Origin of the sequence: Bacillus infantis (assembly GCF_008180445.1) — a bacterium.
GTDB lineage: Bacteria > Bacillota > Bacilli > Bacillales > Cytobacillaceae > Bacillus_AB > Bacillus_AB infantis_B.
Window position 1 is genome coordinate 36864 of sequence record NZ_VTER01000001.1, and the last position, 12193, is coordinate 49056.

A 12193-nucleotide genomic window follows, 5' to 3' on the forward strand; every position below is an offset into this window, starting at 1 on the left:
GGTAAAAATAACGTGTATAGTTAAGAGAGAATCCATAAACAGGAGATTTATGATGCTGAATAACTTGTATGATCCGGATTTTATCCGTTTTTGTGAAACAGCCACCCATCTTGAAATGGTCACAAGGCTTACAGGAGGAAAAGTGCGCGGACTGGAAAACCTGGCACTCAGGTCCCTGAACAACCGGAGACAGCTGCCAAAGGAAGTTGTCAATGTCCTGCTTGTTTATTTTTATGACTCATATGCCCATCAGGTATACGACCGGAACAGCCTGGCGCGGCTTTATGATTACTGGGCGACAAAGAATGTCCGCTCCTTTGCTGCAGCGCGCGATATGGCTTCGATTGATATCAGGACAATCATTAATAAATAGGAACAGTCTCTTCTGAGGCTGTTTTTTTTCCGCAGTTTCCCCACTTTCACCAACCTGCCTTCATAAAAAAACTGCTTCTGAACATGCTATTAATAGGTCTTTTTTATTTTTTCAGTGTACTTAGCATTGATGTTGGTTTTGGAGTCATTCAGACAGGATTCGCAAAGCTGTAAAAGCTGGCTTTTTCAGAGCAGAATGAATATCCGGCTGCCTTTAGCTGCAGCTGAAACAGCCGAGCCTTAATTTTAAAGAAGGGACTGAAGAGCGATGGGACGAAATGCTTCAGACAGAAAAGTATTATGGTTCATGTCTATTTTTTCAATCTGCATCCTCTTTTTCACCTTAAGGAAACCGCCCATCAAAGATTGGCTTCTTGCATACCTTTTCAATGCGTACACAAACGGAATCATTGATAAATATGTTGTCAGCAAGAAGTATGTTTCCTATCCTGTACGGTTTTTGCCAAAGCTGAGTGATATCAATATCCTATTTGACTACCTGTTTTACCCGACAGCCTCACTGCTTGCCAACCAGGTGACAAACAGGGACAAAGGGGTGCTTCTTTTTGTTAAAATGATTGTCATTACTTTTATCATGTTCCGGATAGAATCATGGGCAGAACGCAGAACAAGGCTTGTCAAATGGCAGAAAGGGTGGACAGGATACCATTCATTCGCTTCACTTACGATCAAGTCGCTCCTGAACCGGTATATTATTGAAGCTATACGAAAGGTCGATTATAAACAGCAGAAAAAGTTCTTGAATAAAAACAGCCAATGAATTTCCAGATTTCTTTCCGGAAAAGGTTTTAAACTTGTCCAGCAGGGTATTTAAAAAACGTATGAAATATTTCAGGAGGAGTTGAATCAGCCATGTCCATGATTGAAAACCCATTCAAGGCAGAAACTGATGCAGCCGCCATTCGGTCAGGTGAAGTGGAGCCCAAGAAAATGGTTATCAGCTTAACAGGTAGCAGTTCTGTCGTCCCTCCTTCTACTAAAGGAACAGCACCCGAATTCGATATTTTCGGTACAGGATTGAATGAATACCGCTAGTACCCTATTTACTCCCCCAGCCTTCAATGAGAAGGCTTTTTTTTTCGATTAATTTTCGTCAGACGGTAAAATAATTATGTAAATAAAGAGGAACAAGCTGCTGCCTGTCCCTCTTTCCTGTTTCTATTCTTCTTTTTACTGATCAGAGCCTTGGTTGTATGCATTGCGTAGAATTTCTTTCATTTGCCCGCGCAGTGACTTGCGGAGGCTGTCAGCGCCTTTTCCAGACTTGGCATCCTCTTCGTAGCTGTCTCCGAATCCGTTAAGATCAGGCTGGTCAAAGTCCTGTCCGTCCTCATATTGACCCTGAAATTCTGGTTGAGCATCGAAATCATCAGCTGCAAATCCATCTGCCCCAAATCCGCAGCGTGGATCATACTGCTGTTTCTGGAAAAGTTTTAAGAAAATGACAACTTCCATTTTTTCAGTGATTTTCTTGAAGCTGCCGCACAGATTGTGATCTTTAGCCAAATCAAGCTCGTTAATAATAGCTCCAAGCAGTTTCACTTCAATTGGTTCATTGAAGAACTCGGAATGATAAGAACCGAATTGGTCTTTATCAGCACCGTGTCCTTTTTTGTCCAGGAAGCGGTTTTCGTGGACGCTGGACTTTTGGCTTGTTCTGGTATTTACAGGATTGAAGATGCGCACCTGCTGATTGGTGCTGAATTTGATGTCTACGCCGTAATCTCTTACATAGCCGCTGTATTCTTCTACATATTGAATGTTTTTGTGGACTACACCGGTGATGAACACTTTTACCAGATCTCTTCTGACAACAGAAGGAATTACCTTAGCTTGAGTCAGGTATACGTTTTTACGGATAGATTTAATTTCCTTTGCCGGAGTCGGCAGTTCGATATGCGCCTCTACATCAGCTTCAAGAAGAACTTCTGCCAGCACCACATTTGCATCGATGACAGGGAAGAATTGAAAGTCTCCGCGCGGCGGGAAAGAGCGTGTAAAGGCATCAACAGTTTCTGTTTCCCCTTTGTTGGCCGGCTTGCAGTATCCATCAATCTGATGGTTTGCCGGATATTTCGGTGTGTGCTTCGGCGTGCATCCATAGTTCATATTATGCTGATAGCTTGTTGACTTTTTCTTTTTTTGATCTGACATTCTTATATCACTCCTTGGAATTTTTTGCTGACAGTTCCTCCCGTTGATTAAGAAAGCTGAAGTTCTGAAAGCATTGTGAAGTTTCTTCACTCTCTTAATTTATATGTGATGCAGCTATACGCGGCTTGTACGGTTGACAGTGGCAAAAAGTCTATTTTGCAAACAAAACGGATGGCCGGTATCCAGCCATCCGCTTCTGCACTCTATTTTTCAGCCAAGATCCCTGTTTCGATAACCGGTAAAACCGGCAAAAGCGAAAACAGCAGCACCAATCAGCAAAAACAGAGGTCCCATATTTAATTCTTCTGCAGGCAATGATGGAACATAGCCAAATGGCGACAGCTTCTCAAGCCATTCGGGAAAGTTAAGCAAGCTCCCCAAATAAACAATGATGAAAGAATAGCCGAGTATAATCCATATGAGGCCAGTCAGCCTAGGGAGGAATCCCAGCAGAAGGACGGCAGCGCCTGCCATCAGCCAGACAGCAGGCAAATAAACAATACCGGCACCCAGCATACTTCCAAAAGGAATCGGATCTTCCATGACGGACACAGCCGCCCCCCAAAGTCCAAAAATAGCCAGCATTTGCATAACAACGCTGGAGATCAATGATAGGCAGAAATAGCTTCCTGCCAGTCTCAGCCGTGAAATGGGTTTTGACAATAGTATATCGATTCTGTCGTTTCTCTCCTCGCTCTTAAGCCTTAGAAAGAAGATCAGCGGCGGAATGCATGTAATCATAGATATGACTGACATCAGCATCGTCATGAATTGTTCGGTCAGTGATATATTGCTGGCAGGATCAATCATCCTCTTGAGCATTTCGTTTTCGGTAAAAAAAGACTCCAGATCCCCAAACACAGATCCATATGAAACACCAAGGATAAACATCCCCACGGCCCAGGCAGCAATGGCAGTCCGCTGCAGCCGGAACGCCAGTGCAAAGGGGCCGGACAGCAGCGGGGAGGCATTTTTCTTTCCTGGTCTTGACGGGAAAAGCCCTGCATCAATATCGCGTCTAAGATTGAAATGAAAGGCTGCTGCTGTTATCAGGACGCCAGTAATGACTGTGAGGATGACAGGATACCAATAGTCATTGACATATACTTCCGTGAAAACTATCCAGCCGAGTGGCGAAAACCAGGACAGGCTGCCGCCGCTCACATCCCCGACAGCGCGTATCAGATAGGCGATGCCAAGAACAGCAAGGGACCAGCCGGCTGTTCCCCTTGCATTGTCTGAAAGCTGGGCGAACAAAGCAGCAATCCCTGTAAAAAGGATGCCGGCTGCACCGATTGCAGCTCCATAAAGCAGTGAACCTTCCAGACCGATACTTTCAATTTGCAGGCAGTAAAGGCCTAACCCAGTGATAATGGCCAAAACTGTATTCACAGCAAACAAAACAATGACAGCGGCTGTAAGATTGGCCATTCTGCCGACAGGCAATGAACGGATCAGCTCAATCCTTCCCTCTTCTTCATCATTCCGGGTATGCCTCGCCATCAGGAGGATGCTCATTATGGCTGCCGCAATGCTTGTGAAAAGGAGCATCTGATGGGCCATCATCGGGCCGGCAGTATAGTTTTCCAGCCCAAAGCCAGGTCCTACCATCGCAGTCATAGCCGGATTCTTCATGGTTTCTGCAATGGCCTGGCGTTCAGCACCGGTCTTGTACAAATCAGTAAAAGAGGAAGCAGTCGCAATCGTCAGCCCTGCAAGCGCTAAAACCCAGACGGCTGCCCTGACTCTGTCCCTCCTGAGCAAAAAAAGGATAAGAAATCCTGTCCTGCTGAATAGTCTTTTTCCCATTCAGTTCTCCTCCTGCTTTTTTCTGCCATGATCCGGTGATGCTTCATAATGGCGCATGAATAGTTCCTCCAGGGTAGGCGGCATGCTTTCCAGCTTCATGATGCCAAACCGGCTGACATATTTAAGTATCGCACCGAGATCTTCAGCATCTGCCTTCAGTGAAATCATTCCTCCATTAGCCTTAAGTTCATGAACCCCTTTTAGGCTTTCAAGATCAGGAACAATATTGCTTGTTTGAAAAACCAAATGTGTGCGGGTCAGGTGGCGGAGCTCAGCCAGCGACCCCGTTTCTATGATTTCCCCCTGCCTTATAATGCCGACCCGGTCGCACAGCTTTTCCACTTCGGAAAGAATGTGGCTGGATAAAAGGACGCTTTTCCCCTGATTTTTTGCGTCAAGCACGCACTCCTGGAAGACGATTTCCATTAATGGATCAAGTCCTGACGTCGGTTCATCCAGGATAAACAGCTCTGCGTCTGAAGAAAAGGCTGACACAAGAGCGACTTTTTGCCGATTTCCTTTTGAATAGGTTCTGGTTTTTTTTGAAGGATCCAGGTTGAATTTTTCCAGTAATTCCTTTGTCCGCTTTTTATCGGCAGCTCCCCTGAGCCTTGCAAAAAGGTCTAATACCTCTCCTCCTGTAAGATTTGGCCATAAATTGACATCTCCAGGCACATAGGCAATCTTTTTATGAATATCAACAGCATCTTTCCAGGCATCCCTTCCAAACAGCCTTGCTTCCCCTGAGGTTGCCTTCAGGATACCGAGCAAAATTTTGATCGTGGTGGACTTCCCGGCTCCGTTCGGTCCAATGAAGCCATAAACTTCCCCTTCATTCACTTCAATATTAATATCATTCAAGGCTGTAAACTTTCCGAACCTTTTTACAAGGCTGTTCATTTCTATAATCGCCATTTCCATTCCTCCCCGCTTCGGTTCATACTGCCATTCAAATTTATGAAATATTTATATCATTTGAGTTCATAATACATATAAATTAAACTTCTTACAAGAGTTTATGAACTATTTTATTTGTTATATTACATAAATTTCATTACAATAGGTTTGAGGTGAATAAATTGGACGGATTTCAGCGCAGAAAAGAACAAAAGCAGCGCCATATACTTGAGGCAGCCATTAAACTGTTTATGGACTCGGGAATCCATAAAGTGTCTATATCAGAAATTGCGAAGGAAGCACATGTTTCACAAGTGACCATATATAATTATTTTGAAAGCAAGCACAAGCTCATCCATGAGGTATTCCTCTATTATGTTGACAAAGCTGCCAGTGAATTTGAGCAGATAATCAGCAGCAATGATGCATTTCCGGATAAAGTGAAGCAGCTCATTTTTAATAAAAAGGAAAATGCCAATGGAATCCACGAAGAGTTTTATCAATATATGATGAAGGAGTATTCTGTGGAAGGCAATTATATAGATAAAATCTATGCGGATAAAGCCCTCCCCCTTTTCAAGGAGCTGTTCAGGCAAGGGCTTGAACAAGGATATATCAATCCGGATCTTTCATTTGAAAGTATGCTGTTCTATGTACAGATGATGAAGGAGTATTTTCAGCGGGAAGAGGTATACAGCAAGGCTTTGCCGCTGACTGAAGATATTACTAATATTTTTTTCTATGGAATCATAGGGAAAAAGGAAGGCCGCTAAAGCTATCTTCCTTTTTCATTTGATTTACGCTGATTTGCCTTTATCATGAAAGTTTGTCCTTTCTGCTGCATATATATAGGCTGTTCCTTCTTTTAAGGGACAATCTAATCTAGAATAGGCAGATGATCATGACTGGATTAATTTTAATCTTTTTTCTCGTTCTGCTGCTGCCATTTACGCTGAAAGCTGTGGAACACAATCTGGAGATTTTCCTCTTTGTGATGGGAATTCTTGCGGCTTATATGAGCGGGATATTCAATGGCGAACTATTCCTTAAAGCTGCATGGGATCCAATGAAAATCACTGCGGCTGTCCTGGCTGCCGGTCTGCTGTTCAAATGGCTGAAGAGGCCGCTTGAAAGGACCATCATAGGGATAAGCAGAAGAATGCCATTCAGGCTGTTTTCCGCTCTGACGGTTGTCGTCCTGGGACTGGTATCCAGCATCATCACCGCAATTATTGCCGCGCTGGTGCTCGTCCTGATTGTCGGCGCCCTCCGGCTTGAACGGCAGGCAGAGGTTCGCTTTACTGTGCTGTCCTGCTTTTCCATCGGCCTAGGGGCTGCCCTTACGCCGATTGGAGAACCCCTGTCAACCATAGCCATTTCAAAGCTGAATGAGGACTTCTTTTTCCTGGTAGAGCTGATTGGACCAGAGGTAATCGCAGCCCTTCTTGCATTAGCGATTATGAGCATGCTCCTTATCCAGCCTCCTGAAAAACGGCCCGGAAGCTTCCGTAAAGAATCCGGAAGTGAAACATATGAAGAAATACTGTCTAGAAGCATTAAAGTCTACCTGTTTGTTATGGGGCTTACCTTCCTTGGCGCAGGCTTTGAGCCGCTGATCAAGCATTATCTGATCGGCCAGAGCCCATTTCTTCTTTATTGGGTCAACATGATATCGGCGATCCTTGATAACGCCACCCTTGCAGCAGCAGAAATCAGCCCTTCGATGGATCATTTTACGATTCAGTCCATCCTTCTCGGGCTTCTGATTTCAGGCGGCATGCTGATCCCCGGGAATATCCCTAACATTATCTCTGCCGGAAAGCTGAAAATCACCAGCAAGGAATGGGCACGCTTCGGGGTCCCGGTCGGACTGCTTACCATGTTTGCCTACTATTTGGCCATTATGTGGCTGGAACATAGTTAAGAATCCCATTATGCCGGGATTCTTCTTTTTTAGCCTCCTATGAACAGCTCTTGCTTATTGATCATCTGAGCCTTCAATCTGGCCCCAGTAATACAGAAAGCCTGCTGAAGACAGCATTGCCAGCAGGATCAGCATCAGATTCATACTAACACCTCCATCATTTCAGGCATTTTCTTATCATCATCCAAAACATACAGCTTTTCCTCATACGGCCTGAGCAATTCCAGTATTTGCGGCTTGCTTACTGTTTCGAAATACCGGTTCCATCTGAACATCTTTCTGAACATTTCAAACGTAGGCTTGTAGTTTGCTTTTTCCATATGAAGCTTTTGCTTAACGAACCGTTTAATGATCCTATTGGTTCTTTGGCTATAAGGGGGATCCAGCAGAATGATCTGGTCTGCCTGCCTTAGGCTTTCCATAATCCATGTATGGTGCACCCCCTCTATGATCCAGCTGTCTAAGGCTGTGATTTCCTTCAAAAGAGCGTCCCTTTCCTTTTCACTCCTTCTCCTGTCACCGTGCGGCCCTCTTTCCCATACCATATTGTCCAGTTCATGATGGGGAATTCCGAGCTGAGCAGATAATTTTCTGCAAAGGGTTGTTTTGCCGCTTCCAACAGAGCCGATAACATGGATTTTTCTATTCACTTTCATCAAGCATCTCTCTCTTTCTATACCTCTTCCAGTAGTTCTTGCTTCCCAAACAGCTTAAGCAGAAACTCCCTATCCTCAGGAAAACAAAGCGGGATACACTCAAGCTCTTCTGCGCCAATCCAGGATATATCATAAATAAGTCCATCAGGATCCTGGATAACAGGTGTGCCGCCAGCTATTTTAATTTCAAAATAACTCACTTCCGAAAATTCAGTCTCTTTCACAAACAAAGGACGGATGATTTCAGCCAAATATCCTGTCTCCTCAAACACTTCCCTGATACAGCAATCCTCACTGCTCTCTCCCTGCTCCTGTCCGCCCGATGGAACTGACCAGCGTTTTTCTTCATCTGGGGCTCCCTGCAGGACCATCAGCAGTCTTCCACTTTCAATACAAACGCCAGCAGAACCAAGCCACTTTTTCATTTGCCTTCCTTGTACCTCCCATATACTGCTATAATAACAAGCATTTCGATAATGAATGTATAAGTCCTTCTTTTTTGAGAAAAAAAGAGTAAAGAAAAAAACAGAGGATATTCACTCTGCTTTATAACGTATGTCCCCATATATCTTGGAGGCGTTTCTTTTCTTCTGTTTTATCAAGATATTCAAAGAGTCCCAGCATATTTCCCCAAGGATCCGTAAAAGTGCCCCATTTTACCGGTACCCCGCTGCGTGACTGTATTAAAAAGGGTTCTATCCTTAATTCATCCATCAGCCGCTGTCTTTCTGCTTCAATATTCTTGACTCCCAGGCGGATAGGCCCGCTTCCTTCTGCAGTATTCCCTGACGCCAGCTGCAGCCAGCTGCCAGGCACAAGTTCCCACTCAGCAAACCCTTCATGCGGAATAAAGTCAGGCGCTCTGTCGAGAAGGATGGTATACCATGCCTCGCCTCTTTTAAAATTTGCCACTCGCAGCTGAGTGGTCATTTCAATGTACATATTAGAACCTCCTACTGGCATTTTATTCAGTGTATCAGATAAAAACCGGTGAGAAGTTCTTCTTGATTGCTATTTTTTCAATCTTTATCATAGATTTTTTGCTGAATATACAACGTCGTATGGCAAACACTCATCTTCTAAAAAGAATGACAGCAATAAAAACAGCGATTGGCACTTTTAAAATATCGGTCAAGTATTTTGACAGTTCCCTGAAGGTTCCTTTGCTTTTCAATCGATGCATTCAGTTCTTTCCGGATTTCCATAAGTTTATCAAGCGGAATGCTTTCAGAAAGCAGAAAGTCTTCGATGCTTTCGGACAGCCATCCTGCCGTTTTGCCCTGGACTGGCAGGGAAAGTACCTTGCTTAAAAGCCTTCTCTTTTGTACAGTCCCGCGGGAACAGCAAGGACAGACTACCTTCTGCAAAATTTCTTCCAAGAGCCGATCCCCCTTCTCCTTTATATACGAATAGCTTATATGCTTTTGAAGAAGATTTCTGTATGCTTAACGGAGGATTTTTACATTTATGTTACAAATTTTACTAGTCCTATTGTACGAGCCATGCTGCTTTATCTGTTCAGTAAACAGCATTTTCATTATTTTTATGATGGTGAATGAACGAATAATCCATTGCGTATCTTTTAATTAGAATGAATTCTCTTCAAATTTAAAAAATAGCTTTGTCCAGAGGCTGGAAAGCTAGTAATGGAGAGTTTAGATGCTATAATTGAATAGTAATATCATTTTATATTTCTTATAAAACAGATGTTGTTTTATAAGAATCAGAGGGAGCACATGAATGGAAAACTGGAGAAATATTTGGGTAAAGACTGGTGCGAAGCGGTTCATCATTTTTGCGATCATCCTCTTGCTCCTTATTTCACTGCACAGCATGATCAATATCATCCTGCTGACCTTTATTTTTTCCTTTTTAATGGACCGGCTGACCACCCTGCTTACAGACAAGTGGAACCTTAACCGGCCGCTGGTGGTAATGTTTTTATACCTCGTTTTAATTGGAGGGCTGACACTCGCTGCCGTAAATTATTTGCCTGTCATATCACGGGAAGTAACACAATTGATTGCCCAGCTGCAGGCGTTTTATCTGCATCCCCATGAAAATGGATTCATCAATTATATTGTATTGTTCATTGAACAAAATGATATCAACAAATATCTTGAGCAAGGATTTACGTTTTTGCTGAAATATTTTACCGATATAAGCAAAATCGGCATGCAAGTCCTGATATCCCTGCTGCTCAGCCTGTTTTTCCTGCTTGAAAAGAAGAAACTGATTGATTTTACCTTGAAATTCAAGACAAGCAAAGTCGCTGCTTTTTATGATGAAATTGAATATTTTTCAAAAAAGTTCTCCATGACATTCGGAAAAGTCATCGAGGCTCAGTTTGTTATTGCCATTGTCAACTGCATCCTGACAACACTGGCTCTTTGGATCATGGACTTCCCGCAGCTGGTGGCCCTGTCTTTGATGGTATTGGTACTGGGTCTAATCCCTGTAGCAGGGGTCATTATCTCTATGATTCCGCTGACAATCATAGCCTACTCTATAGGCGGATTCATGCTCGTCGGCTATATCATCCTGGTCGTCATGGTCATTCATTCTATCGAAGCTTATATCCTTAACCCGAAGCTGATGTCTTCCAAAACAGAACTTCCGGTTTTTTATACCTTCATTGTACTCATCTTCTCAGAGCATTTCTTCGGGATCTGGGGTCTGATCGTCGGTATTCCTGTATTTATGTTTCTGTTGGATATACTGGGCGTCAAAGAAATTGCCCCAAAACAAACAAAGCAGGCCCGCGTCAGCTGACCTGCTTTTTCTATGAATAAAAAGGATGCACCTTTAAGCTGCATCCTTTTTATCATGCTATGAAACTCTCTTTACTTCAATATACAGGACCTGGTGCCCGTCTTTTTCTGTAATTTTGAAAATAAACCCTTCTGCTTCCACTTCTGTTCCAACTTCAGCATCGAAATCCTGAGATAGGACCCACCCGCCGATCGTATCGATATCATCACTCAACAGTTCAATTCCGAGAAGATCGTTTACGTCCTCAAGCAGCATTTTGGCATCAAGGATATATTCATCTTCCTTCACCTTCCGGATTTCAGGAACTTCATCGTCATCAAATTCATCCCTGATTTCTCCAACAATTTCCTCAAGGATATCTTCTACCGTAACGAGTCCTGATGTTCCGCCATACTCATCCATAATGATGGCAATATGGGTTCGTTCTTTTTGCATCTTTACCAGCAGATCATGAATCGGTATATTTTCAATCACATGCATGACAGGCTTGACGAACTCGGACAGTTGGTGAATCATACCGTCATCCAGGATTTTTGCAGTAAGGAATTCCTTCACATTAACATAGCCGATGATATGGTCTTTGTCTCCATTGACAACAGGATAGCGGGTATAATTCTCCTCTTCCACCGTTAGCATGATTTCTTCAAATTCATCTTCAATGCTGATCGTTATCATTTCGGTGCGCGGCACCATGATCTCTTTTGCAACTCTTTCATCGAATTCAAAGATATTGTTAACATATTTCAGTTCGTTCTGGTTGATTTCACCGCTCTTATAGCTTTCTGACAAAAGCAGGCGAAGTTCTTCCTCTGAATGGGCAAGCTCATGCTCGGATGCAGGTTTCAGGCCAAAAAGTCCGACAAGCAAACGTGCTGACCCGTTAAGGAACCAGATGAAAGGATACATCAGGCGGTAAAACCAGATGATGGGCCTCGCAAAGAGCAATGTGATTCTCTCTGCCTTTTGAATGGCAAGAGTCTTCGGGGCAAGCTCCCCTACGACAACATGCAGGAAAGTCGCAATGCTAAATGCAAATGCCAGAGTCAGAATATGGGAAAGCGATTCGCTTACTTGGAAATATTCAAGCACAGGGTGCAGGATCACTTCAAATGTCGATTCTCCTACCCACCCGATGCCCAGTGCTGTCACGGTTATGCCGAGCTGGCAGGCAGAAAGATACTCGTCAAGATGAGTCACGACTTTTTTTGCAGCCAGTGACCCGTTTTTCCCTTCTGCAATAAGCTGGTCAATCTTAGAAGATCTTACTTTAACGATTGCAAATTCCGTCGCTACGAAAAAGGCGGTCAATGCAATTAAAATAGCAAAAATGATCAAGTTAATAGTGGTCAATGAATAGCCTTACCGAGTAAGGCGTACACCTCCTGGAAAATTAGGGTCATGACCGCTGCGAATCCCCTGTCAGTTGATCAGGCAAGTCAGGAGAAATATTTCTATCACTCATACTTTTTAAGAACCATTCAGGCGCTGGTGTCGGCAGCAGCCTTAAATCCATTACTTAAGCCGGATCCCGGCCAGGCTGCAGCGGCAATTCAATTTAGAACGTACAGGTTTCAGCAAACTAAATTTG

14 protein-coding genes are annotated in these 12193 nt (G+C 43.6%); 6 read left to right on the forward strand and 8 right to left on the reverse strand.

Translation table 11 applies throughout. The features are described 5' to 3' along the window. Positions 1–49: 49 nt before the first annotated feature. From FZD51_RS00200 to FZD51_RS00210, 3 genes are all read left to right on the forward strand, one after another. Positions 50–373 (forward strand): hypothetical protein, encoded by a 324-nt coding sequence (locus FZD51_RS00200; protein ID WP_187445567.1) that lies wholly within the window; start codon positions 50–52, stop codon positions 371–373. A gap of 267 nt (positions 374–640) precedes the next feature. Next, on the forward strand, positions 641–1153 hold the full coding sequence (locus tag FZD51_RS00205; protein ID WP_262380566.1) for a CBO0543 family protein: 513 nt from the start codon (positions 641–643) through the stop codon (positions 1151–1153). A 92-nt stretch (positions 1154–1245) separates the two neighbouring features. Further along, on the forward strand, positions 1246–1428 hold the full coding sequence (locus tag FZD51_RS00210) for a hypothetical protein (protein ID WP_094767556.1): 183 nt from the start codon (positions 1246–1248) through the stop codon (positions 1426–1428). A 135-nt stretch (positions 1429–1563) separates the two neighbouring features. Here the strand turns inward: FZD51_RS00210 and FZD51_RS00215 are convergent, their stop codons facing one another. From FZD51_RS00215 to FZD51_RS00225, 3 genes are all read right to left on the reverse strand, one after another. Further along, positions 1564–2547 carry a CsxC family protein gene (locus FZD51_RS00215; RefSeq protein WP_148972903.1) on the reverse strand — a complete coding sequence of 328 codons (984 nt, stop codon included), beginning with the start codon at positions 2545–2547 and terminating at the stop codon, positions 1564–1566. Between the two features lie 210 nt (positions 2548–2757). After that, complete coding sequence (locus FZD51_RS00220) at positions 2758–4356, reverse strand: ABC transporter permease (protein WP_148972904.1); 1599 nt, start codon at positions 4354–4356, stop codon at positions 2758–2760. Further along, positions 4357–5271, reverse strand: a complete 915-nt coding sequence (locus tag FZD51_RS00225; protein WP_148972905.1) for an ABC transporter ATP-binding protein — start codon at positions 5269–5271, stop codon at positions 4357–4359. Between the two features lie 164 nt (positions 5272–5435). On the opposite strand from FZD51_RS00225, the gene FZD51_RS00230 reads away from it, so the two are divergent. Together FZD51_RS00230 and FZD51_RS00235 are read left to right on the forward strand one after the other, a co-directional pair. Then, the gene (locus FZD51_RS00230) at positions 5436–6026 is read left to right on the forward strand and encodes a TetR/AcrR family transcriptional regulator (protein WP_187445568.1); all 591 of its coding nucleotides are present in this window, start codon (positions 5436–5438) and stop codon (positions 6024–6026) included. A gap of 125 nt (positions 6027–6151) precedes the next feature. Further along, a complete protein-coding gene (locus FZD51_RS00235; RefSeq protein WP_148973279.1) occupies positions 6152–7177 on the forward strand; it encodes a DUF1646 family protein in 1026 nt (341 codons plus the stop codon). A gap of 140 nt (positions 7178–7317) precedes the next feature. Here the strand turns inward: FZD51_RS00235 and FZD51_RS00240 are convergent, their stop codons facing one another. From FZD51_RS00240 to FZD51_RS00255, 4 genes are all read right to left on the reverse strand, one after another. Beyond that, positions 7318–7833, reverse strand: a complete 516-nt coding sequence (locus tag FZD51_RS00240) for an AAA family ATPase (protein ID WP_148973280.1) — start codon at positions 7831–7833, stop codon at positions 7318–7320. A 17-nt stretch (positions 7834–7850) separates the two neighbouring features. After that, on the reverse strand, positions 7851–8258 hold the full coding sequence (locus FZD51_RS00245; RefSeq protein ID WP_148972907.1) for an NUDIX hydrolase: 408 nt from the start codon (positions 8256–8258) through the stop codon (positions 7851–7853). 121 nt (positions 8259–8379) lie between these two features. After that, positions 8380–8775, reverse strand: coding sequence for a VOC family protein (locus FZD51_RS00250; protein WP_148972908.1), 396 nt, complete (start codon positions 8773–8775; stop codon positions 8380–8382). A 137-nt stretch (positions 8776–8912) separates the two neighbouring features. Continuing rightward, the gene (locus FZD51_RS00255; RefSeq protein WP_148972909.1) at positions 8913–9212 is read right to left on the reverse strand and encodes a hypothetical protein; all 300 of its coding nucleotides are present in this window, start codon (positions 9210–9212) and stop codon (positions 8913–8915) included. A gap of 361 nt (positions 9213–9573) precedes the next feature. Between FZD51_RS00255 and FZD51_RS00260 the strand changes: the two genes are divergently transcribed. Beyond that, a complete protein-coding gene (locus FZD51_RS00260; protein WP_148972910.1) occupies positions 9574–10605 on the forward strand; it encodes an AI-2E family transporter in 1032 nt (343 codons plus the stop codon). Between the two features lie 57 nt (positions 10606–10662). Here FZD51_RS00260 and FZD51_RS00265 read toward each other — a convergent pair whose 3' ends face one another. Then, the gene (locus FZD51_RS00265) at positions 10663–11955 is read right to left on the reverse strand and encodes a hemolysin family protein (protein WP_148972911.1); all 1293 of its coding nucleotides are present in this window, start codon (positions 11953–11955) and stop codon (positions 10663–10665) included. Between the last annotated feature and the right edge of the window lie 238 nt (positions 11956–12193).